At 73.4% G+C, this 22,194-nt stretch carries 17 protein-coding genes; 10 read left to right on the top strand and 7 right to left on the bottom strand.

Annotated elements, in window-relative coordinates; all coding sequences use genetic code 11:
* Positions 1–103: 103 nt before the first annotated feature.
* The 5 genes from DK419_RS06660 to yghU all read left to right on the top strand — a co-directional run bounded on the left by DK419_RS06660 (position 104) and on the right by yghU (position 4,836).
* Positions 104–1,486 (top strand): aminotransferase-like domain-containing protein, encoded by a 1,383-nt coding sequence (locus tag DK419_RS06660; RefSeq protein ID WP_245442856.1) that lies wholly within the window; start codon positions 104–106, stop codon positions 1,484–1,486.
* Between the two features lie 83 nt (positions 1,487–1,569).
* Positions 1,570–1,965 (top strand): carboxymuconolactone decarboxylase family protein, encoded by a 396-nt coding sequence (locus DK419_RS06655; protein ID WP_109958389.1) that lies wholly within the window; start codon positions 1,570–1,572, stop codon positions 1,963–1,965.
* Positions 1,966–2,027: 62 nt separating this feature from the next.
* Positions 2,028–2,933, top strand: coding sequence for an NAD(P)-dependent oxidoreductase (locus DK419_RS06650; protein WP_109958388.1), 906 nt, complete (start codon positions 2,028–2,030; stop codon positions 2,931–2,933).
* Positions 2,934–2,944: 11 nt separating this feature from the next.
* A complete protein-coding gene (locus DK419_RS06645; protein ID WP_109958387.1) occupies positions 2,945–3,760 on the top strand; it encodes an N-acyl homoserine lactonase family protein in 816 nt (271 codons plus the stop codon).
* A gap of 197 nt (positions 3,761–3,957) precedes the next feature.
* Entirely contained in the window at positions 3,958–4,836 is an 879-nt protein-coding gene (gene yghU / locus DK419_RS06640; RefSeq protein WP_109958386.1) for a glutathione-dependent disulfide-bond oxidoreductase, read from the top strand.
* A gap of 419 nt (positions 4,837–5,255) precedes the next feature.
* On the opposite strand, the gene DK419_RS06635 is transcribed toward yghU, so the two are convergent.
* The gene (locus DK419_RS06635) at positions 5,256–6,980 is read right to left on the bottom strand and encodes a M14 family metallopeptidase (RefSeq protein WP_109958385.1); all 1,725 of its coding nucleotides are present in this window, start codon (positions 6,978–6,980) and stop codon (positions 5,256–5,258) included.
* Positions 6,981–7,244: 264 nt separating this feature from the next.
* On the opposite strand from DK419_RS06635, the gene DK419_RS06630 reads away from it, so the two are divergent.
* The 5 genes from DK419_RS06630 to DK419_RS06610 all read left to right on the top strand — a co-directional run bounded on the left by DK419_RS06630 (position 7,245) and on the right by DK419_RS06610 (position 14,591).
* Positions 7,245–7,880 (top strand): carboxymuconolactone decarboxylase family protein, encoded by a 636-nt coding sequence (locus tag DK419_RS06630; protein ID WP_245442855.1) that lies wholly within the window; start codon positions 7,245–7,247, stop codon positions 7,878–7,880.
* A gap of 7 nt (positions 7,881–7,887) precedes the next feature.
* Positions 7,888–8,793 (top strand): LysR family transcriptional regulator, encoded by a 906-nt coding sequence (locus DK419_RS06625; RefSeq protein WP_109958384.1) that lies wholly within the window; start codon positions 7,888–7,890, stop codon positions 8,791–8,793.
* 117 nt (positions 8,794–8,910) lie between these two features.
* Entirely contained in the window at positions 8,911–11,091 is a 2,181-nt protein-coding gene (locus tag DK419_RS29365; RefSeq protein WP_109958383.1) for a hydroxymethylglutaryl-CoA lyase, read from the top strand.
* A gap of 72 nt (positions 11,092–11,163) precedes the next feature.
* Positions 11,164–12,591 carry an MFS transporter gene (locus DK419_RS06615; protein WP_109958382.1) on the top strand — a complete coding sequence of 476 codons (1,428 nt, stop codon included), beginning with the start codon at positions 11,164–11,166 and terminating at the stop codon, positions 12,589–12,591.
* On the top strand, positions 12,588–14,591 hold the full coding sequence (locus tag DK419_RS06610; RefSeq protein WP_208642292.1) for an aconitase family protein: 2,004 nt from the start codon (positions 12,588–12,590) through the stop codon (positions 14,589–14,591). Before DK419_RS06615 ends, DK419_RS06610 begins: the two co-directional genes overlap by 4 nt.
* Before the next feature lie 334 nt (positions 14,592–14,925).
* Here the strand turns inward: DK419_RS06610 and DK419_RS06605 are convergent, their stop codons facing one another.
* Genes DK419_RS06605 through DK419_RS06580 form a run of 6 tightly spaced genes read right to left on the bottom strand, consistent with a single transcriptional unit; the run spans position 14,926 to position 22,144 of the window.
* Complete coding sequence (locus DK419_RS06605; protein WP_109958381.1) at positions 14,926–15,504, bottom strand: amino acid synthesis family protein; 579 nt, start codon at positions 15,502–15,504, stop codon at positions 14,926–14,928.
* Positions 15,501–16,403 carry a UPF0280 family protein gene (locus DK419_RS06600; RefSeq protein ID WP_109958380.1) on the bottom strand — a complete coding sequence of 301 codons (903 nt, stop codon included), beginning with the start codon at positions 16,401–16,403 and terminating at the stop codon, positions 15,501–15,503. The genes DK419_RS06605 and DK419_RS06600 overlap by 4 nt, the downstream gene beginning before the upstream one ends.
* 5 nt (positions 16,404–16,408) lie before the next feature.
* A complete protein-coding gene (locus DK419_RS06595; RefSeq protein WP_109958379.1) occupies positions 16,409–16,891 on the bottom strand; it encodes a MarR family winged helix-turn-helix transcriptional regulator in 483 nt (160 codons plus the stop codon).
* On the bottom strand, positions 16,888–18,390 hold the full coding sequence (locus DK419_RS06590) for a 6-hydroxynicotinate reductase (RefSeq protein WP_109958378.1): 1,503 nt from the start codon (positions 18,388–18,390) through the stop codon (positions 16,888–16,890). Before DK419_RS06590 ends, DK419_RS06595 begins: the two co-directional genes overlap by 4 nt.
* Positions 18,387–20,111, bottom strand: coding sequence for a hydantoinase B/oxoprolinase family protein (locus DK419_RS06585; RefSeq protein ID WP_109958377.1), 1,725 nt, complete (start codon positions 20,109–20,111; stop codon positions 18,387–18,389). The genes DK419_RS06590 and DK419_RS06585 overlap by 4 nt, the downstream gene beginning before the upstream one ends.
* Positions 20,108–22,144: a hydantoinase/oxoprolinase family protein gene (locus tag DK419_RS06580; RefSeq protein ID WP_109958376.1), complete on the bottom strand. Its 2,037-nt coding sequence runs from the start codon at positions 22,142–22,144 to the stop codon at positions 20,108–20,110. The genes DK419_RS06585 and DK419_RS06580 overlap by 4 nt, the downstream gene beginning before the upstream one ends.
* Positions 22,145–22,194 lie beyond the last annotated feature (50 nt).

Below are 22,194 nucleotides of genomic sequence, written 5' to 3'. Positions count from 1 at the left end.
GATCCTGCCCGTTGTCCCCACCGTACCCATCCGTATCCGGCCCACAAGGAACGCTTTGCACCTTATCCGGAGTGACCGTACCCTCGTCCGCATGGATACGGTCGTGCCCCCCGAACCCCGCACCCGGGTCGAGCAGGTGGTCGCCGGGCTGACGGAGCGGATCGATCGCGGGCTCCTGCGCCCCGGCGAGCGCCTACCCTCGATCCGGGCGGCGGCCTCCGCCTTCGCGGTGTCGAAGAACACCGTCGTCAACGCCTACGAGCGCCTCGTCGCCTCGGGCCGGGTCGCGAGCCGGCCGGGCTCGGGCTTCTACGTCTCGGCACAAGGGCCGGCCCTGCCTCCGGCGGCGGCGCCCGGCCCCGTGGCGCTCGAGGCGGTCGACAGCGTCTGGCTGCTGCGCGAGCAGCTGAACCGGCACTACGACGTGCGCGTCGGCGACGGGCGCCCGCCGCCGGCCTGGATGGAGAGCGCGGAGGTCGGCCGTCACCCGAGGCCCTCGGTCGCCGCGGCGAGCGAGAGCTACGGCAGCCCGGACGGCTACCTGCCCCTGCGCCGGAGCCTGGCGCTGCTCCTCGCCGAGCGATCGATCCATGCCGGACCGGACGGGGTGCTGCTGACGGCAGGCGCCAACCACGCCCTCGACCTGATCATCCGCCAGTTCGTGGCACCGGGCGAGCCGGTCCTGGTGGATAGCCCCGGCTACTACCCGCTATTCGGCAAGCTGCGGCTCGCCAAGGCGCGAATCGTCGGCGTGCGGCGCAACCCGGACGGGCCGGACGTCGCCCATCTCGAGGCGATGGCGCGGGGGAGCGGGGCGCGGCTGTTCTTCACCCACTCGCTCGCCCACAACCCGACCGGCTGCTCGCTCACCCTGCCGGTCGCCCACCGGCTGCTCCAGCGCGCCGCCGCCCTCGACCTCCGGATCGTCGAGAGCGACCCCTTCGCCGACGTGCTGCCGGCGGGGCAGGCCCGGCTCGCCGCCCTCGACCAGCTCGAGCGGGTGATCTACGTCGGCACCTTCGCCAAGACCCTGTCCGCCAGCCTGCGCTGCGGCTACGTCGCGGCGCGGCCCGACGTGCGGGAGGCCCTGCGCGACCTCAAGATGGTGACGAGCGTCAACAGCTCGGGCTTCGTCGAGGGGATCGTCCACGGCCTGATCGAGAGCGGGCGCTACCGCCGCCACCTGCGCCGCCTCGGCGGCCGGATCGAGGCGGCAGCGCTCCAGGGCCGGGCGGTGCTCCAGGATCTCGGCCTGCCGGTCTTCGGCGAGCCGCGGGGCGGCTACTATCTCTGGTGCGGCCTGCCGGAGACCTGCGACCTCGACGCCCTGTCGCGCCGGGCCGCGTCGCGCAGCATCCTGATCGCGCCGGGCGGCCTGTTCCTGCCCGAGGGGCCGGCCGGCCCGCCGATGATGCGGGTCAACGTCGCGTATCTGGGCGACCCGCGCTTCGCGCGGTTCCTGCGCGAGGAGGGGACGGGCGCGTGAGGCGATTTTCGCCGCGCGCCGCGGTCGATATCGGTCCCGTTGCCTGATAGCCTCGCCAAAACGGGTCGATCCGGGAGGCGACGATGGCCGAGAGCGAGCAGTTCGAGAAGGGGCTGGAGGTCCGCCGCGCGGTGCTCGGCGCCGAGTACGTCGACGGCAGCCTCGCCAAGGCCGACGACTTCATGATGGCGTTCCAGCGCATCACGACCGAATGGTGCTGGGGCTACGCCTGGACCCGGGACGGGCTCGACCGCAGGACGCGCTCGATGCTCAACCTCGTGATGCTGACGGCCCTGTCGAAGCCGGCCGAGCTCAAGCTGCACGTCAAGGGCGCGCTCGCCAACGGCGTCAGCGTCGACGAGATCAAGGAGATCCTCCTGCACGCCACCGTCTATTGCGGCATCCCGGCCGGCCTCGACGCGTTCAAGGCCGCCCACGAGGTGCTGAAGGCCGAGGGGGCGGTGCCCGACAAGGCGTGACGGCGGGAGGCGCCGGCAATTCGCCCCGGGGACGAAGGACGGACAGGATCGGACCGAACACGATGAGCATCGACCTCTCCTCCGCCCGCATCGCCTTCCTGGGCCTCGGCAAGATGGGGCTGCCGATGGCGAGCCGGCTCGTCGCCGCGGGCTGGAATGTCGCCGGGTTCGATCCCTCGCCGGCCGCCGCGGACGCCTTCGCGGCGGCGGGCGGCGCGGTCGCGGCCTCGGCGCGGCAGGCGGCGGAAGGGGCGGGCGTCGTCGTGACGATGCTGCCCAACGGGGAGGCGGTGCGCGCCGTCCTCGCCGGGCCGGACGGCGTCGCGGGCGGCCTCGCCCCGGGCGCGATCGCGATCGACATGAGCTCGTCGGCGCCGGTCGGCACGCGCGACCTCGCCCACGACCTCGCGCGCGCGGGCATCCGGCTCATCGACGCTCCGGTCTCGGGCGGGGTGAAGCGCGCCGTCGACGGCACGCTCGCCATCATGGTGGGCGGCGACGCGGACGCCGCCGCGGCGGTGAGGCCGCTCCTCGAGTGCCTGGGTAGCGCGATCTTCGAGACCGGTCCGATCGGCTCCGGCCACGCCATGAAGGCCCTGAACAACTACGTGTCCGCCGCCGGCCTCACCGCGGCCTGCGAGGCGCTGCGCATCGGCGCCAGCTTCGGCCTCGATCCCGGGCTGATGACGGACATCCTGAACGTCTCGACGGGCCGCAACAACTCGACCGAGGTCAAGCTCAAGCCCTACGTGATCGCGAAGACCTACGCGTCGGGCTTCTCCATGGCGCTGATGGCCAAGGACCTGCGCACGGCGGACGACCTCGCGCGCCACGAGGGCGTGCCGGCGCCCCTGTCGCGGGCGGTCGCCGCCCTGTGGCAGGACGCCCTGGCGGATCTCGGGGAGGGGGCGGACCACACCGCGATCGACCTGTTCCTCGCGGTCCGGCCCGGCCCGGCCGGCGAATGAGGGGGCTTGCGATGCCGGCCTACGAGGTGATCGCCCTGCGCTACGCCACCCACGACCGGCCGGCCTCGGCGAACCTCCTCTACCCGCCCGGGCCCGGCGGGGACCCGCACGACGCGCCGATGCCGATCGACTACTTCGTCTGGGTGATCCGCGACGAGGCCCGGACGATCGTCGTCGATACCGGCTTCGACTGGCCCGCCTGCCGGGAATACGGCCGGACCATGCTGCGCCACCCCGTGGAGGGATTGCGCAGCCTCGGCGTCGAACCGGCCGACATCCGCGACGTGGTCGTCACCCATCTCCACTACGACCACGCGGGCAACCTTGCGGCGTTCCCGAACGCGACCTTCCACCTCCAGGATGCCGAGATGGCCTACGCGACGGGGCGCTGCATGTGCCACGCGCGCCTGCGCGGCGCCTTCTCGGTCGAGGATGTCTGCGCCATGGTGCGGCGCGTCTACGAGGGGCGGGTCGCCTTCGCGGACGGCGCGGGCGAGATCGCCCCGGGCGTCACGGTCCATCCCGTGCCGGGACACACGCGCGGGCTGCAATGCGTGCGGGTCGAGACCGCCCGCGGCCCGGTCGTCCTCGCCTCCGACGCGGCGCATTTCTACGCGAACCTCGACCAGCGGAATCCGTTCCCGATCGTCGTCGACATCGCCGCCATGATGGAGAGCTGGCGCAGCCTCGCGCGGCTCGCCGGCGACCCCGAGCGGATCGTTCCGGGCCACGACCCGCTCGTGATGGCCCGCTATCCGCGTCATCCCTCGCCGGAGGTCGAGGCCGTGCTCCTCCATCTCCCGCCCCACGCATCGGCCGCGCCCTGACGGGCGGGCCCGGTTCGCGGGAGGCCGGGCGACGGCACCGGCGGCGTCCCTCATGCGGGATCCGCATGGCCCCGCCGCGCCCACGCGATCGTGGCCCGGATCGACCTACCCCACCGCGTCGGACCGCTCCACATGCGGGACGGCGGCGTCCCGCGTCCATCGACCCGCCGCATCGACACGATCCCGGAGAGCGACCCATGACCGATTCAGCCGATTACGTCCCGCCCAAGGTCTGGAGCTGGGACAAGGCGAGCGGCGGCCGCTTCGCCAGCATCAACCGTCCGGTCGCGGGGGCGACGCACGAGAAGCCGCTGCCCGTCGGCCGGCACCCGCTCCAGCTCTACTCCCTCGGCACGCCGAACGGGCAGAAGGTCACGATCCTGCTCGAGGAGCTGCTGGCGCTCGGCCATGCCGGCGCCGAGTACGACGCCTGGCTCATCCGCATCGGCGACGGCGACCAGTTCGGCTCGGGGTTCGTCGAGGCCAACCCGAACTCGAAGATCCCGGCCCTCGTCGACCGCAGCGGCGCGGCGCCGGTGCGGGTCTTCGAATCGGGCGCGATCCTGACCTACCTCGCCGAGAAGTTCGGCGCCTTCCTGCCGACCGAGCCGGCCGCGCGGGCCGAGACGCTGTCCTGGCTGTTCTGGCAGATGGGCTCGGCGCCGTTCGTCGGCGGCGGCTTCGGGCATTTCTACGCCTACGCGCCGACGAAGTTCGAGTACCCGATCAACCGCTACGCCATGGAGGCCAAGCGCCAGCTCGACGTGCTCGACCGGCGGCTGGCCGAGACCGAGTTCGTGGCTGGCGACGCCTACACGATCGCCGACATGGCGATCTGGCCCTGGTACGGCGGCCTGGTGAAGGGCTGGCTCTACGACGCGGCCGAGTTCCTGGCGGTCCAGGATTACCGGAACGTCCTGCGCTGGGCCGACCAGCTCCTCGCCCGGCCGGCGGTGCAGCGCGGGCGCAAGGTCAACCGCCTGACCGGCGAGCCGGCCGACCAGCTCCACGAGCGCCACGACGCGAGCGACTTCGAGACGAAGACGCAGGACAAGGTCGGCGGGCCGTCGGCGTAGGACCGGCCGGGCGCGGTGACGCGGTCCGGCGGAAGGGGATGGCGCGGGTTCTCTCCTCTCCCCGCGGGCGGGGAGAGGCTTTCGCCCCTCTTGCCGGGGGCGAAAGGAGCGCAGGCGGAGCCGGAGCGAGGGTGAGGGGGTGGTGCCGGATGAGGCTTCTCCGGAGCCACCCCCTCACCCTCGCCCTGCGGGCTCCTTGAGCACCCGACAAGGGGTGCTCAAGCCTCTCCCCGCCCGCGGGGAGAGGGGAAACCCGCGCCTCCTCCTTGCCCGGACAGTCCTGCCACAAGGGGGACGAGAGGCGCGCGCGATCCGAGAGGGCGGACGCTCTCGGGGGGGCGAGGCGTGGATGCGACCACCGCCCGCGGGGAGCGGAGAGAGCCCGCCCCCCGTGCCCGCACGGCGTCCGCCCCCCGGTCTCACGCCTCCGGCAGCGCCAGCGCCTGGAAGGCGTCGTAGGCGGCCAGCACCGTGCGCGCCTGGACCCGGATCCCGGCCGCCAGCGCCTCGCCCGCGATGGTCTCGTCCGGGTACTCGGTGATCAGCGTGAGGGGCACGCGGTGGCGCGCATCCTCGGCGATCAGGCACGGGATCCCGTTGATCGTCCGCAGCTCCGGCAGGGGGGCGTGCCGGGCGCTAAGAGCGAGCTGGGCCCGGGTCAGCGCCATCAGGCCTGCATCCTCGGCGAGCCGCGCCGTGACGGCGAGGGCCAGCGCCTCCGCGCTCGGAGCCCAGCCGCGCCAGTGGCGCAGGATCAGGAAGAAGCCCCGGGGCAGCGACCAGGTCTCGAAGCCCGAGGGCAGGTAGCCGGAGAGCGGGCGGGTCCATTCGTGGGCCGGGTAGCCGTGCAGGTTGACGTGGAGCAGGGCTCCGCTGCACCGCTCCGCCTCGTGCCGGATCGCGGTCTCGTGGAAGGGCGGGGTAATCCGGTATTCCAGGTCGTCGCCGAGCGCGGTGTAGCGCGCCGCATGGTGCATGTGGCGCGGGTTCCCGGCCGCGAGGCGGCGCTGGAGCGCCGCGCCGTCCGGGTTCTCGAGCGGCGAGACGGTGAAGTGCGCGCCGTCGCGGGCGGCCAGCACCCGGGCCGCGGCGAGCGCCCCGGCGGGGCCCGTCACCTCGTTGGGATGCTGGCCCGAGCCGATCGTCACCGCCCGTTCGCGCGGCGCGTCTCCTCCGACATACCGGCCGAGCACCGGGCGGCCCGACCGCGCCGTCGCCGTGAGCGCGGTGCCGCCGAGGGCGGCGAGGAGGGCCGGCAGGTCCTCGGCGGCCAGGATCCCGGCGCCGGCCGCCGGCAGCGGGTCGGCGGGGCCGCAGAGCGGGCGGGTCTCGACCGTGACGGTCACGGCACCGTCGCGGATCGTGATCTCGGGCACGATCTGGCCCGGGCGCAGGTGCCGGTCGCCCGGCGGGCGGCCGGTGCGGGCTTGAAAATGCTCGAGGAGCGAGAAGTAGAGATCCTCGTGCAGGGCCTCGGCGAGGCTGACGGCCTCCTCGCCGCAAGCCAGCGCCCGGTCGCGGGCCGGGATCCCGATCCGGACGGACAGCTCCTCGAAGAACGGCTCGGCCTCGCCCCACGGGTGGGCCGTCACCGCCGCCATGGCCTGCGCGAAGGCGGCCTCGTAGTCGGTCTCGAGGCGCCCGCCCGTCCCGCCGTCGCCGAGCCAGCCGGTCGGCGACAGGAGCGCCCGGCCGAAGGCGTCGGCGTGGCGCCGGTTCGGCGCCGGGACGCCGAACTCCCGGGTCCCGCCCTTCGCCAGCGTCAGCCGGACCTCGTAGGCCGGCAGGTCGGTCTCCCGCGGCTCCTGGGCGGTGAAGCGGAGCGGGACCGCGCCGACGAGCGCGGCCAGCGGATAGGCCTCGGTGAGGAAGCGCTGCGGCGCCGCGGCCGGGTGCACCGGATAGGCGACCGCGATCGCGGCGACGCCGGACAGGTCGATCTCCTCCAGGAAGGCGTGGAGCAGCGGCTTGTAGGCGCTGCGCAGCCGCGCCGCGACGCCCCGGGCGGCGAGCGCGCGCTCGGCCGCGCGGCGGCTCTCCGCGTCCTCGAACAGCCAGGCCTCGACCGTCGCGCCCGCAGGCCAGGGCCGGGCGAGGAGCGCGTCGAGGCTGCGCGGCAGGGTCGTGTCGAGGAGGAGGGTCATGGGAGGGGGATCATCACGAGTGGTGGCATCGTGCGGCGCTCCGCCGGGCCTGAGGCCACCCGGCGCCCGTTGCTACGCGACCGCGCCAGCCCTGTCGCGCTCCATCGACCGGCAGTTGGGCGAGCGTCGGCTCCGCGGCCGTCACGGGACGGCGCGCGTCTTCGATGGAACGGGGGACGGACGAAAGCCGGTGGACAAGGGACGAACCGGGCCCCAGGATTTCGCGGAGCCGGCGGCGAACGGCCGGACCGAGGAGGGATGCCCATGCGCCGCGCAGGCCTCACCATCGCCAGTCTCGCACTCAGCCTCGGCGCCGCCGCGGCGCAAGGCGTGGACCGCTTCCCGCCGCTCCGGCCCGAGACGATGTCGCCCGCCCAGAAGAGCGCCGCCGACGCGATCCTGTCCGGGCCGCGCAAGTCCCTCGACGGGCCGTTCAACGCCTGGCTGCGCTCGCCCGAGCTCGGCGACCGCCTGCAGAAGGTCGGCGAGTACCTGCGCTTCAATTCCAGCCTGCCGCGCGACCTGAACGAGTTCGCGATCCTCATCACGGGCCAGCACTGGAGTTCCGGCTACGAGTGGTTCGCGCATTACCCGCTCGCCATCAAGGCCGGCCTCAAGCCGGAGATCGCGGCCGACCTGAAGGCCGGCCGCCGCCCGGCCGGCATGAGCGCGGACGAGGCGCTGATCTACGACTTCTCGACCCAGCTCCACCGCGACAGGCAGGTGTCGGACCGCGTCTACAAGGGCGTGGTGGACCGCTTCGGCGAGCAGGGTGCGATGGATCTCATCGCGGTCAACGGCTACTACGACCTCGTCTGCATGACCCTGAACGTCGCCAGGGTGCAGCCGCCGGCCGGCTCCGAGCAGACGCTGGCGCCGCCCGCGATTCCCGCGGACTGACCGCGCCGTGGCGCCGGACTGGACGACGCTGCGCATCTTCCTCGCCGCGCTCGAACTCGGCAGCCTGACCGGTGCGGCGGCCCGCTGCGGGATCGCGGTCTCGGCGGCGGCGCGGAGGATCCAGGACCTCGAGGCCGCCCACGGCGTGCAGCTCCTCGCGCGCTCGGCCCGGGGCGTGCGCCCGACCGCCGCCGGCGAGGTGCTGGCGGCCCATGCCCGCGCGCTCCTCGCGATGGAGCAGCGGCTCGGCGACGACCTGCGGGCGATGGCGGCGGGCGAGATCGGGCGGGTGCGCCTCGACGCCACCGCCTCGGTCATCGTCGGCCATCCGCTGCCCGAGCGCCTCGGGGTGCTGCGGGCGCGCTATCCCGGCATCGCGGTCGACCTCAACGAGGTCACCAGCGCCGCCGCCCTGCGCAACGTCGGCGAAGGCCGGGCCGATCTCGGCTTCATCACCACCGCCAAGGTCGTGCCGCCGGAGATCGAGGTGCGGGACTGGCGCGAGGACCGCCTGCTCGCCGTCGCGCCCGCCGCCTGGCGCGACCGCCTGCCGGAGCGCCTGCCCTTCGCGGCCCTGATCGAGGAGCCGCTGGTCGGCCTCGTCGCCGGCGGCGCCCTCGCGGCGCTCCTCGACGAGGCGGCCGAGCGCCTCGGGCGCGCCCTGCGCTACCGCTTCACCACCGCGAGCCCGGACGCCGCGGTGCGCCTGGTCGCGGGCGGGCACGGGATCACGGTGATGCCGGACGGGGTGATGCGGGTCTACGCCGATCATCTCGGCCTCGTCGGGATCCCCCTCGACGAGCCCTGGGCCCACCGCACGATCCGCCTCGTCAGCCGGCCGGGCCCGGAACTCCCCGCCGCCGCCCGACGCCTGCTCGGCGTTCTTCTGGAGCGCGACGACGCGGCGGGTTGAGGCCCCGGCCTTCGCGGCCTGCGAACGCTCCCTTCCCCAATCAGCGCTTCCGGGCCCGAATGCGGGGGCGCACTCTCGCGCGAAGACCAATCGCAACGAGAGCAGGGAGAGAGCGCCATGGCCGAGGTCCCGGCTGCGCCCGGCGTGGTGATCCGCGAGGTCGGCCCGCGCGACGGCCTGCAGAACGCGAAGGCCGTGATGGCGAGCGCGGACAAGCTCGCCTGGATCGCCGCCATGGCGGCGGCCGGCCTCGCCGAGATGGAGGTCGCAAGCTTCGTGCCGCCTTCCGCGATGCCGCAGATGGCCGACGCCGCCGAGGTGACCCGGGCGGTCCGGGCGCGCCACCCGGGCCTGCGCGCGGTGGCGCTGGCGCCCAACCTGCGGGGTGCGATGAACGCCGCGGCGGCGGGCGCGCAGGCGATCGTCATCCCGGTCTCGGCCAGCGAGGCGCATAGCCGCGCCAACGTGCGGCGCGCCCGGGACGAGCAGGTCGCCGAGGTCCGCCGCGTCGTCGAATGGGCGCGCGATCTCGGCGCCGGCCGGCCGGTGATCGAGGCCGGCATCTCGACCGCCTTCGGCTGCTCGCTCCAGGGCGCCGTGCCGGAGCGCGACGTGGTGGCGCTCGCCCGCGCCCTCGCGGAGGCCGGCGCCGACGTGGTGGCGCTCGCCGATACGCTCGGCTACGCCACGCCCTCGCACCTCCGCCGCCTGGTGCGGGCGGTGCGGGCCGAGATCGGGCCCGACCGGCTCGGCAACCTCCACCTCCACGACACGCTCGGCACCGCGCTCGCCAACGCGATGGCGGGGCTGGAGGAAGGCGTGCGCGGCTTCGACGGGGCGCTCGGCGGGCTCGGCGGCTGCCCGTTCGCGCCGGGCTCGGTCGGCAACGTCGCGACGGAAGACCTCGTCCACCTGCTCGAGGCGGAGGGCGTGCGGACCGGCATCGACCTTCCCCGCCTGATCGCCGCCCGGGAGGTCCTGCGCGCCGGCCTGCCCTCCGAGCCGCTGCAGGGCCGCGTCGCCGCCGCCGGCCTGCCGCCGACCTTCCGTCCCGCCGCCGGGCCGGTGCCGGACGCCAAGCCCGCAGGACCGCTCGCCGGCATCCGGGTGGTCGAGTTCAGCCACATGGTGATGGGGCCGAGCTGCGGCATGATCCTGGCCGACCTCGGCGCCGACGTGATCAAGGTCGAGCCGGGGCCGCGGGGCGACAACACCCGCCGGCTCACCGGCGCGGCGCTCGGCTTCTTCCCGACCTTCAACCGCAACAAGCGCTCGCTCTGCCTCGACCTGAAGCGGCCGGAGGGCGCGGCTGCGGCGCGCCGGCTCGTCGCCGGGGCCGACGTGGTGCTGGAGAACTTCCGGCCCGGCGCGATGGAGGCGCTCGGCTTCGGCTACGCCGCGCTTTCGCGCCTCAACCCCCGCCTCGTCTACTGCTCGTGCAAGGGCTTCCTGCCCGGCCCCTACGAGCACCGCACCGCCCTCGACGAGGTGGTGCAGATGATGGGCGGGCTGGCCTACATGACCGGTCCCCCGGGGCGGCCCCTGCGGGCCGGCTCGTCGGTCAACGACATCATGGGGGGGATGTTCGGCGCCATCGCGATCCTCGCGGCCCTGCGCGAGCGCGAGGCCACGGGCCGCGGCGGCCTCGTCCAGTCCGGCCTGTTCGAGACCAACATGGTGCTGATGGCCCAGCACATGGCCCGCGCGGCGATCGAGGGCGAGGACCCGGAGCCGTTCGGCGACCCCGCGATGCGCAAGCCCTGGCCGGTCTACGACGTGTTCGCCGCCGCCGAGCCCGACGAGCAGGTCTTCGTCGGCGTCGTCGGCGAGGGGCAGTGGCGGGCCTTCTGCGGCGCCTTCGGCCTCGACGACCTGCGCGACGATCCCGGCCTCGCCACGATGGGCCAGCTTGCCGAGGCGCGGCCGCGCATCCTGCCCCGCGTGGCCCAGGTCTTCGCCGGTCTACCCAAGGCCGAGCTGATGGCGCGGCTCGAGGCCCTGGGCGTGCCCTTCGCGCCGATCGCGAAGCCGAGCGACCTCTTCGCCGACCCCCATCTCCTCGCCTCGGGCGGGCTGCTGCCGGTCGATCTCGCCGGCGCCGAGGGCGCGCGCGAGCCCCGGGCCGCGAGCGCCGGGCTGCCGGCCCTGCCGGTCGCGCTGGCGAGCGGCCGGCCCGGCCTGCGCCGCCAGCCGCCGCGCGTCGGCGAGCACGGAGCCGAGGTGCTGCGCGAGGCCGGCCTTGCCGAGGACGAGATCCGGCGCCTCGCCGAGACCGGCATCCTCGCGGGCGCCGCATGACCTGACTTCACGTCCCCGCACGGCGCGCCAGACGCCGGCGGGTCCCCCGAGGAAACCGCCAGGAGGACACCCATGACCCTCACCGTCGCGCAGGCCGTGCCGATCGCGGCCGCCGAGGCCCCCGTGGTCGCGGGCGCGGGCACGATCTCGGCCCGCCTCGACCGGCTGCCCGCCACCCGCACCGTGTGGCGGCTGGTGATGCTGCTCGGCCTCGGCTTCTTCTTCGAGCTCTACGACCTCCTGTTCACCGGCGTCGTCGCGCCGGGCCTGGTGAAGTCCGGCATCCTGACGCCAACGACCCACGGCCTGTTCGGCACCACCGGCGTCGCGAGCTTCGTCGCCGCCCTGTTCTCGGGGCTGTTCCTCGGCACCATCGCCTGCGGCTTCCTGTCGGACCGCTTCGGGCGGCGCGCCATCTTCACCTGGTCGCTCCTGTGGTACTGCGCCGCCAACGCCGTGATGGCGTTCCAGGACACGGCGTTCGGTGTCAACCTCTGGCGCTTCGTCGCCGGGCTCGGCATCGGCGTCGAGATCGTCACCATCGGCACCTACGTGTCGGAGCTGGTGCCCAAGCACCTGCGCGGGCGCGCCAACGCGCTCTGCCAGGCCTTCGGCTTCTCGGCGGTGCCGATCGTCGCCTTCCTCGCCTACCTGCTGGTGCCGCACGCGCCGCTCGGCCTCGACGGCTGGCGCTGGGTGGTGCTGATCGGCTGCGTCGGCGCGGTCTTCGTCTGGTGGATCCGCCGCGAACTGCCGGAGAGCCCGCGCTGGCTCGCCATGAAGGGCCGGCTCGACGAGGCCGACCGGGTGATGACCGGGCTCGAGCGCGCCGTCGAGCGCGACATGGGCCGCCCCCTGCCGCCGCCGGGCCCGGCCGAGACGGTGGTGCACCACACCCGGTTCGCCGAGATGTGGGCCCCTCCCTACGGCCGGCGCGCCGCGATGATGATCCTGTTCAACATCTTCCAGACGATCGGCTACTACGGCTTCGCCAACTGGGTGCCGACGCTGCTGATCAAGCAGGGCATCACCGTGACGACGAGCCTCGGCTACACCACGCTGATCGCGCTCGCCGCCCCGGTCGGGCCGCTCATCGGCCTCCTCATCGCTGACCGGTTCGAGCGCAAGCACGTCATCGTGGCGATGGCGGGCCTCAACATCGTCTGCGGGCTCCTCTTCAGTCAGGCGTCGAGCGCGGTCGCGATCGTCACCCTCGGGGTCATGCTGACGCTCGCCGGCAACATCATCTCGTACAGCTACCACACCTACCAGCAGGAGCTGTTCCCGACCGGCATCCGCACCCGGGCGGTCGGCTTCGTGTATTCCTGGAGCCGGTTCTCGGCGATCTGGACCGCCTTCCTGATCGCCTTCATGCTCGAGCATTTCGGGGTCACCGGGGTGTTCGTGTTCATCGCCGGCGCGATGAGCGTGGTGATGCTGACGATCGGCCTGATGGGGCCGCGCACCACCGGGCTCGAACTCGAGAAGATCTCGCATTGACCAGACCCGACGTCGTCGCGCTGCCCGGGCGCGTGCTGTTCCTGGCGGCGGATCCGGCCCTTGTCCGCCGCCAGCTCGCCGGCGAGGACCTCGCCCTCGCCGACGCCCGTCCCCTGCGGGCCGAGATCTCGACCGACGAGATCACCCCGGTGCCCTCGCTGGTCCATTTCGACGCGAGGCTCGCCGACCACGCCCATCTCGGCTTCCGGGCCGGGACCGAGACCCCGATCGGGCCGGGGGCGCTCGCGGCCGGCACATTCTCGGTGCTGGTCGGAGGCGCGCGCTACGGCAAGGGCTCCTCGCGCGAGCACGCGCCGCTCGCCGAGCGGCTCGCCGGCATCCGCCTCGTGATCGCCGAGAGCTTCGAGCGCATCTACCGCCAGAACGCCGACAATCTCGGCCTGTTCACCTCGACCGACCTGGGCCTCGTCGCGCGGATCCGGGCCGGCGAGCCGGTGACGGTGGACGAGCTCGTCGCCGGGCGCGACCCCCTCGCCGCCGCAATCCTGCGCGCCGGCGGGCTCCTCGCCTACGGCCGGGCGCGGCTCGCGGGCGCCCGGCCCGCGGCGCTCCCCGACGACGGCCAGCCGCGGACCTACTTCGAGAAGATCGTGCGGCGCCACGCGCTGGAAACGCCGTCCTGCCCGCCGGTGGGGGAGGCGGGGATGAGCGGCTTCGTGCGCGCGGACCGGCGCTTCATCCACGACATCTATACCGGCATGGCCCGCCACCTGCTGGCCGAGGCGTTCGGGGCCGACCTCGCCCTGCACGAGCCCGCCTCGATCCTCGCCTTCGAGGACCACTACTCCTACACCCATCTCAGCCGCGCCCACCGGGACCTGATGCCCCACGTCGCCGCGGCGTCGCGGGCCCACCGCGCCTTCGTGGCCGAGCACGGCCTCGCCCATCACGGCTACCTCCCGGACGGGCCGGGCTCGGAGGGCATCTCGCACGCCCTGGTGGCCGAGCGTTACGCGCTCCCGGGCCAGCTCGTCGTCGGCACCGATTCGCACACCCCCCATGCGGGCGCCCTCGGCTGCGTCGCCTTCGGGGTCGGCACGACCGACATCGCCAACGCCTTCGTCACCGGGGCGGTGCGGTTCGCGATGCCCGAGAGCATCCGGGTCGAGCTCGCGGGCGCGCTGCCCGAGGGCGTCGGCGCCAAGGACGTGGTGCTGCATCTCCTGGCGTACCCTGAGATCCGCGCCGGGCTCGGGGTCGGCCGGGTGTTCGAGTTCACGGGCGAGGCGGTCGCGGCGCTCTCCACCGACGAGCGCGCGACGCTCACCAACATGACGGCCGAGCTCGGCGGCTTCACCGGCCTCGTCGCCCCGGATGCCGAGACCCTGCGCTTCCTCGCCGAGCGCCGCGGCGCGGCGCCGGACCTGGAGGGCTGGGATCTGGAGGATTGGATGTGCAGCGACCCGGGCGCCGCGTACGCGGCCGAGATCACGGTCGATGTCGGCGCCCTGTCGCCGATGCTGGCGCGCCCGGGCGATCCCGGCAACGGCATCCCGCTCGACGCCCTCGAGGAGCCGGTGCCGATCGACATCGCGTATGGCGGCTCGTGCACGGCGGGCAAGCGGGAGGATTTCGACCGCTACCACGAGGTGCTGTCCTGGGCGGCGGCGCGCGGCCTCGCGGTCGCGCCGGGCGTGCGGCTGATCCTGCAGTTCGGTACCCTCGACGTGCGCCGCTACTGCGAGGCGAGAGGCTACCTCGACGCCTTCGCGGCGGTCGGCGCCGAGATCATGCAGCCCGCCTGCGGCGCCTGCGCCAATTGCGGCCCGGGCGCCTCCGAGACCCGCGACCAGGTCACGATCTCGGCCATCAACCGCAACTTCCCGGGCCGCTCGGGACCCGGACAGGTCTGGCTCGCCAGCCCCGCCACGGTGGCGGCAAGCGCCATCGCCGGGCACATCGCGGGCTTCCACGATCTGAAGCGGGATCGGGCCGGAGGCCCTATCCCATCCTCACTCTCACTTCGAGAGCCTGTCTGATTGCCGGGAATGGCAGTGTCTGTGCCTATTCCATCTCAGGTTCAACCTCAGGATGAAGCTGAGGGCAGGATAAAGACGCCGAGCAGATCAAACAGGCTTTCATACCCTCGCGCCTTGGCATCGACACGTCGATGTCAAGGCGTCCGGCGCATCAGCGCCGACGCCCATTCGGGCTTAGCCAGCACCTTGGAACGGATCCGTTCCAAGGTGCTGCGGTATCAGTGCTCATGGATCCCGGGTTCCGCTTTCGCGGCCCCGGGACGACGATGGCGGACATGAGTTCGGCCTGCCGCATCACGCAGGCTCTCGACGACACCGCGCGAAGCCTTCGAGCTCACCGCTGCCCGTCCCACTTGGCGATCGCGTCCTTGGCGAGCCCCCCGACCCGGGCATGCGGCCGGCCGCCGGTGGTCATCGCCAGAGCGAACAGGATCTCGTCGGCGCGGGGAGCATCCGCCACCGCCACGGTGATCCCGTCGAAATGCGAGCGGACATAGGCCGCGTCCTTGTGGTGGATCGGCACGTCGAGGGTAGCGCCCATCGGTCCGACCTTGGTCATCGACGGCACGATGGCGAGCGCCTGGCCGAGGAGTTCGCGCATCGCGTAGCCGCCGGGCACGTGCCACAGCGCGCCGTGCTCCAGTTCGCCGGAGGCTCCCACCAGCGAGCCCTTGCCGTAGGCCTCGATCCGGCCGGGATCGCCGCCGAGCGCGTCGAGGAGCTTGCGGGCGCACTCGACGCCGAGCGGCTTCAGCGCGTCCATCATCGGGGTGATCTCGGCCTCGTAGCGCCCGGCGAAGGGGTTCTTCAGCACGCAGGCGACCGAGCCCTTGAGGACGGGGGCGCCGAGCGCGGGACCGCCGTCGTGGCGGACCTCCTCGACGGTGACGACGATCTTGCGGACCTCGATCATGGGCGGATCTCCCTTCCGTGTTCGTGAATGCTCGCTTCGAGGATGCTCGCTTCGAGGATGCCTGGCTCTTCGAGGATGACGGACCGGCCCTGGAGCATCAGGGCGGCGGCGCGGATCAGGCCGGCCGCGCGCAATCCCGCCGCCCGCCTCCGCCCGGCCTCGAGGGCGGCGGCGATCTCCTCGGCGGAGAGCGCCGGCACCGCGACGGTGACGAGGCGGGATCCCAGGTCGGAATCGGGGTCGAGGTCGGTCGCGGGCGCGCGCCCCACGCCCGGATGACCGGGCAGGTCGACCGCGTTGGCGATCAGCGTCGCGGCGGCGTCGGCCGCGGCGGCGTCGCGGGCGAGCACCGTCACGGAATCGGCGAGCCCGAGGGAGAACGAGCGACCCTGCCGCCCGGACGTGGCGACGCCGCCGATCCCGTCGCCGTGGCGCAGGGTCACCCGGCCGTTCAGCGCCGGCACCGGGCCGCGGGAGAAATCCGCCGCCACCCCGACCGCCAGGGTCTCGCCCTCGGTCAGATGCACGGCGATGTCGCCGCCGTCGTTGACGAAGGCCTTGTCGAGGGGAGCGGCCTCGCGCATCGCCGCCAGGATCTCGTCCGCCACCGCGCCCGCCACCGCGGCCATCGGGGTGAGGAACTCCTTGTGCGGCCGGCACGCCGCGACCATCCGGCGGGCGATGGCACCGTCGACCCGGGGGCGTTCGCTCACCGGCCGTCGCAACTCCGGAAGCTCGCCGACGAGCTCGCCCAGGATCGTGGCGAAGCGGTCGATGGCGGCCGCGTGCGCCTCCGCCACGGCGCTTCCGGCGCCGTAGGCGCGCAGCACGAGGTCGATCGGACCGTGCTGCAGGTGCAGCCGGCCGTCAGCCAGGACCTGATGCGCCGGGCGGTCCACGGGGCTCAGCCGAGCCGGGCGATGAGGCGGACCAGCTCGTCGGCCTCCGCTGGCGAGAGGGGCGCGAGCGTGCGGGCGGTCACCTCGGGCCCACGGCCCTTCATCGCCTCGATCACCCGGAACCCCTCGTCGGTCAGCGCCAGCAGCACGAGCCGGGCATCGGCCGCGTCCGCGGTCGTCCTCACGAAGCCGCGGGCGGCGAGCCGGCGGGCGACGCCGAACATCGTCGCCGGATCGACCCCGACGAGGCGCCCGACCTGGTTCTGCGAGGTTGCCCCGAGGTCGTGGAGCTTGCACATGACGGCGAACTGCACCGGCGTGACGGAGAAATCCCGCATCACCCCCTCGAAGATCGCGGAGGCGCGCTGGTGCGCCCGCCGGATCAGGTAGCCGATCTGATCCTCGACCCGGTAGGTGCGGAACGCCTCGGCGTCGGCCTCCGGGTCGGGGTCGGGCAGGGGCGCAGGCTTCGCGTGCGGTGCGTTCATGCAACCTCCCCCGCCGGCCAGGGATGGTCCGGATTCCAGGCATCGATTCGCGCGGCCGGTCCGACCTCGCGCAGGACGTCCGTCATCGCGACGACGTCGCCGGCATGTCCCCCCAGGCGGGCATAGAGGTCGCGCGGCAGGGTGAACTCGATCGGCGCCACGATCGCCGGGGTCGGCACCGACCCGAAGGCGTTCTTCGGCAGCCGCGTCACGTCGGCCATCACCGTGATGCCGCCGCCGGGCCAGACGGTGACCGGTGCGCCGCCCATCGTCACCGTCGTCTCGCCGGAGGCGACCGAGCGGGTGAGCAGCACCGGGTTCTCGGTGACGCCGGCCCGCAGGGAGCCGCCGGCGCCGGCCATGAACAGCACGGTGCAGAGCGAGGGCTCGCAATTCTCGCCGATGCGTTCGACCACCTGCCGGACGGGCGCCGGCATCTCGGCCGGCACGGGCCTGAGGTCGTCGTCGAGGACGAGCCAGAGCGCGTGCTCGCCGGTGGTCGAGGTCATGAGGAGGCGCAGGCCCGGCCAGGCGGTGGCGGGGTCGATCGCCTGGATGATGCCGAGCGGGTCGGCGATGTCGGTGCCGCCCCAGCCGATCCCGGGATTGGCGACCTGGAAGTAGCGCCCCGGGGTCGAGCGCCGGCCCTTCACCCGGATGCCGGCCGGGCGCATGCCCAGCACCTTGCCGGCCTGGTGCTCGGTCAGCACGCCGGTGATGTGGTCGTCGACGACGATCACCTCGTCGGCGTGCCCGAGCCACTGGCGGGCGAAGATGCCGACCGTCGCCGAACCGCAGCCGACGCGCATCCGCCGCTCGGGGATGCCGTCGACGATCGGCGCGCGGCCGGCCTGGACCACGACCTCGTGGCCGTCGTCGATCGTCATCGTGACGGGGTCGCCCGAGCAGAGGCGGAGCAGCATCTCGCAGGTGACGTTGCCCTCCTTCTTCGATCCGCCGGTCAGGTGGCGCACGCCGCCGACCGAGAGCATCTGCGAGCCGTACTCGGCCGTGGTGACGTGGCCGACCTCCTCGCCGTTGACCCGGATCGCCGCCCGCTCGGGGCCGAGATGGCGGTCGGTGTCGATCTTCACCTTCACGCCGCAATAGCTGAAGATGCCCTCGGTCACGACGGTGACCGTCTCGACCCCCTCGTGCTCGCTCGCCACGATGAAGGGGGCGGGCTTGTAGTCCGGGTAGGTCGTGCCGGCGCCGATGCCGGTGACGAAGGTGCGCGAGGGATCGAGCACCCGCCCGTCCCACTCCGCGGCGCCGAACGGCACCAGCCTCGCGCCCGCTTCCGCCGCGTCGTGCAGCAGCACGACGGGGTCGGTGCGCACCAGGTGGCCGTCCGCGTTGGCGTAGCGCGAGCAGGCGCCGGAGCGGCCGGGCCGGATCCGGCACAGGACCGGGCAGGCATCGCAGCGCACGATGCCGTCGGCCTCCTGCGCGCCGAACTTCTTGGAGCGCGCTTCCGTGCTCAGGCTCTCGGCGCTCATGGCTGGGTCCCCCCGAGGGATTCGTCGCCCCGCAAGGTTTCCTTGCCCCACAAGGTGTCGGCCTCGTCCGCCCGGTAGTAGCCCCGGCGCAGGTCGCGGGCGACGAGGGCGGGGTCGCGCTCGCCCGGCGCGCCGTAGCCGCCGCCGCCCGGCGTCATCACCTCGACCCGGTCGCCGGCCCGGATCGCGATGTTCTGGTCCTTCGACAGGTGCAGCGGCGTGACCGTCTCCCCGTCGCGGTGGATGCGCACCACGTTCGGGGCCCCGTCGCCCCCGCCCAGCACGCCCGGCGGGCCGAACCGGCCGTGATCCATCACGAACGACGCCCGGGCCTCGCCGCGCAGCAGCTCGACCTCGTAGTGGACGCCGAATCCGCCGCGATGGGCGCCGGCGCCGCCCGATCCCTCGCGCAGGGCGAAGCGGCGGAAGAGGACGGGATAATACTGCTCCATCACCTCGACCGGCGCGGTCTTCGAGATGCCGATGGTCGAGCAGCCGTTCGACAGCCCGTCATGCCCGGCATTGCCGCCGTAGCCGCCCCCGGTGATCTGGTACATCACGTAAGGCGTGTTCTTGCCCGGGTCGAAGCCGCCGAGCGCGAAGTTGCCCGAGGTGCCGGCGGGCGCCGCCGTCACCTTCTCGGGGATCGCCTGGACGAGGGCGAGGAACACGGCCTCGGCGATGCGCTGGCTCACCTCGGCCGCGCAGCCCGAGACCGGCCGCGGATAGCGCGCGTCGAGGAAGGTGCCCTCGGGCCTGTGGATCGTCAGCGGCTCGAAGGTGCCGGCATTGATCGGCACGTCCGGGAAGACGTGCTTCACGGCGAGGTAGACCGAGGAATAGGTCGTCGCCACGACCGAGTTCATCGGGCCGCGGCAGGGCGGCGAGGAGTCCGAGAAGTCGAAGGTCAGCCCGTCGCCGGCCTTGGTCATCGTCAGGGCGATGCGCAGGGGCTCGTTCACGACTCCGTCGGAATCGACGAAGGCCTCCGAGGTGTAGGTGCCGTCCGGGATCTGGCGGATCTCGGCCCGCATCCGCTCGGCCGAGCGGGCGCGGATTTCCCGGATCGCGGCGTCCAGGGTCTCGCGGCCGACCTTCGCCAGGAGGTCGGCGAGCCGGCTCTCGCCGACCATCAGGGCGGCGGCCTGCGCCTTGATGTCGCCGATGCGCTGGTCGGCGACGCGGATGTTCGAGGAGATGATCGCGACGATCTCCGGATCCATCGTGCCGCGCTTGAACAGCTTGACCGGCGGCAGGCGCAATCCCTCCTGCTCGACTTCCGTCGCGTGGGCCGAGAAGCCGCCCGGCACCATGCCGCCGATATCGGGCCAGTGGCCGGTATTCTGCAGCCAGCAGAACAGCGCGCCCTCGACGAAGACGGGCTTGACGAAGCGCACGTCCATCAGGTGCGTGCCGCCGAGATAGGGGTCGTTGACGATGTAGATGTCGCCGGGCTCCGGTGCCCCGACCCGACCCTCGCGGATCAGCCGGATCAGCTCGCCCGTCGAGTACTGCATCGTGCCGACGAAGACCGGCAGGCCGAACTCGCCCTGCGAGATCAGCGCGCCGGTGTCGCGGTCGTAGATGCCGTCCGAGCGGTCGTCGGCCTCGGCGATCACCGGCGAGAAGGCCGAGCGCGAGAAGGCGATGTCCATCTCGTTGCAGACCTGCTGCAACCCGGCCTGGATCACCGCGAGGGTGAGGGCGTCGAGCTGGCTCATACGCGAATCCTCAAGTTGCCGATGGCGTCGACCCGGGCCGCGGCGCCGGGCTCGATCACCGTGGTGGCATCCAGCTGCTGGATCACCGCGGGGCCGGGGATCTCGGCCCCGAGCGGCAGGGCCTCGCGGGCGTAGATCGCCGCCTCGTGCCAGGCGCCTCCCGCGTAGACCGGCCTCGTGCCGAGGCGGGCGCCGGCGAGGTCGGTGCGCCCGCGCGCATCGATGAGCGCGGCGAGCGGGAAGGGCTTGCGCCGGCCGATCACCGAGGTGACGAGGTTGACGAGCACCGCCCGGATCTCCGGCAGCCGGACCTGGAAGCGGCGGAAATAGGCCGCCTCGAACAATTCCTGCAGCGTCGCGCGGTCGATCTCCGGGGAGGGCAGGGCGACGCGGATCAGGTGGGTCTGGCCGCGGAACTGCATGTCGGCCCCGTAGGTGACCGTGGTCTCCTCGATCTCCGCCTGCTCCTCGGCCACCATCGCCAGCGCGTCCGCCGCCTGCTCCTCGAGCACGGTGCGCAGATCCGCCATGTCGAGCCCGTCGAGCGGCCGGTTGAGGGTACGCACGCGGTCCTGGCGCAGGTCGGCGACGAGGCAGCCGAGGGCGTTGGTGAGCCCGGGGCGCGCCGGCACCAGCACCTCCGGGATGCCGAGCTCGCGGGCGAGCGCCACGGCGTGGAGCGGGCCGGCGCCCCCGAAGGCGAAGAGCACGAAGTCGCGCGGGTCGTAGCCGCGCGACAGGGACACCATGCGGATCGCCCCTGTCATGTGGACGTTGCCGAGCCGGATCACCGCCTCGGCGGCCTCCTCGACGCTCATGCCGAGCGGGCCGGCGAGGTCGCGGGCGAAGGCCTCGCGGATCGCGTCGAGGGACACGCCCGCCCGCACGGCGGTGAGCCGGCCCGGATCGAGCCGCCCGAGGACGAGGTTCGCGTCGGTGATGGTCGGCCGGGTGCCGCCGCGGCCGTAGCCGATCGGGCCCGGCTCGGAGCCGGCGCTCTCGGGCCCGACCCGGAGCATCCCGGCGCGGTCGACGGAGGCGATCGAGCCGCCGCCGGCCCCGACCGTGTGGACGTCGACCATCGGCAGGTGGATCGGCAGCCCGTAATCGATGGTGAGTTCCGCAGAGACCTCCGGCACGCCGCCGGCGATCAGCGCCACGTCGGTCGAGGTGCCGCCCATGTCGTAGGTGATGGCGTTCGTCAGCCCCGACTGGGCGAGGGTCGCGGCGGCGGCCATCACGCCCGAGGCCGGGCCCGACATCACGGTCTTCGCCGCCGCCTCGACCACGAGGCCCGCCGGCACGGTGCCGCCGTTGCCGTTCATCACCAGGAGGTCGCGGGCAAATCCCTTCGCCCGCAGCTCGTCCTGGAGACGGCGGACGTAGCGGTCGAGGATCGGCTGCACCGCGGCGTTGACCGACGCGGTGGTGCCGCGCTCGTACTCGCGGAACTCCGACAGGAGCGCGTGGCCGAGGGTGACGTAGGGGTTCGGCCAGATCGCGCGGGCGATGGCCCCGGCGCGCAGCTCGTGCTCCGGGTTGGCGTAGGCGTGCAGGAAGTGGATCACCAGGGCCTCGCAGCCCTCGGCCAGCAGGTCGCGCACGGCCTCGGCGACCGCCGTCTCGTCGAGGGGGGTGCGGACCGCGCCGTCGGCCATGACGCGCTCGGGCACCTCGCGGCGCCACTCGCGCGGGATCAGCGGCTCGAAGGTGCCAAACAGCCCGTAGGGCTTGGGCCGGGTGCGGCGCCCGAGCTCGAGGACGTCGCGGAACCCTTCGGTGGTGATCAGCCCGACCTTCGCGGTCTTGCGCTCCAGCACCGCGTTCGTGGTGGCGGTGGTGCCGTGGATGACGAGGTCGAGGTCGGCCGGGGTCACCTCGGCGGCCCGGATCGCCGCGATCACGCCCTCGGCCTGGTTGCGGATCGTCGTCGGCACCTTGGCGAGGCGCACCCGCACGCCCGATCGATCCGCCTCCGTCAGGAGAAGGTCGGTGAAGGTGCCGCCGACATCGATGCCTGCCACGCGTCTCACGTCACACCTCGATCATTCGCCTACGAACGGTCTCGTTGGGGGGCCGGCGG

Origin of the sequence: Methylobacterium terrae (assembly GCF_003173755.1) — a bacterium.
In the GTDB taxonomy this organism is placed as follows: Bacteria; Pseudomonadota; Alphaproteobacteria; order Rhizobiales; family Beijerinckiaceae; genus Methylobacterium; species Methylobacterium terrae.
Note: the sequence above shows the minus strand (reverse complement) of the source record. Positions and strands in the feature narration are given on the sequence as shown.

Coding starts and splice junctions, on each gene's coding strand:
- DK419_RS06655 (WP_109958389.1), top strand. CDS start 1,570: ATGGCCGAGAGCGAGCAGTTCGAGAAGGGGCTGGAGGTCCGCCGCGCG.
- DK419_RS06650 (WP_109958388.1), top strand. CDS start 2,028: ATGAGCATCGACCTCTCCTCCGCCCGCATCGCCTTCCTGGGCCTCGGC.
- DK419_RS06645 (WP_109958387.1), top strand. CDS start 2,945: ATGCCGGCCTACGAGGTGATCGCCCTGCGCTACGCCACCCACGACCGG.
- yghU (WP_109958386.1), top strand. CDS start 3,958: ATGACCGATTCAGCCGATTACGTCCCGCCCAAGGTCTGGAGCTGGGAC.
- DK419_RS06635 (WP_109958385.1), bottom strand. CDS start 6,980: ATGACCCTCCTCCTCGACACGACCCTGCCGCGCAGCCTCGACGCGCTC.
- DK419_RS06630 (WP_245442855.1), top strand. CDS start 7,245: ATGCGCCGCGCAGGCCTCACCATCGCCAGTCTCGCACTCAGCCTCGGC.
- DK419_RS29365 (WP_109958383.1), top strand. CDS start 8,911: ATGGCCGAGGTCCCGGCTGCGCCCGGCGTGGTGATCCGCGAGGTCGGC.
- DK419_RS06615 (WP_109958382.1), top strand. CDS start 11,164: ATGACCCTCACCGTCGCGCAGGCCGTGCCGATCGCGGCCGCCGAGGCC.
- DK419_RS06605 (WP_109958381.1), bottom strand. CDS start 15,504: ATGATCGAGGTCCGCAAGATCGTCGTCACCGTCGAGGAGGTCCGCCAC.
- DK419_RS06595 (WP_109958379.1), bottom strand. CDS start 16,891: ATGAACGCACCGCACGCGAAGCCTGCGCCCCTGCCCGACCCCGACCCG.
- DK419_RS06590 (WP_109958378.1), bottom strand. CDS start 18,390: ATGAGCGCCGAGAGCCTGAGCACGGAAGCGCGCTCCAAGAAGTTCGGC.
- DK419_RS06585 (WP_109958377.1), bottom strand. CDS start 20,111: ATGAGCCAGCTCGACGCCCTCACCCTCGCGGTGATCCAGGCCGGGTTG.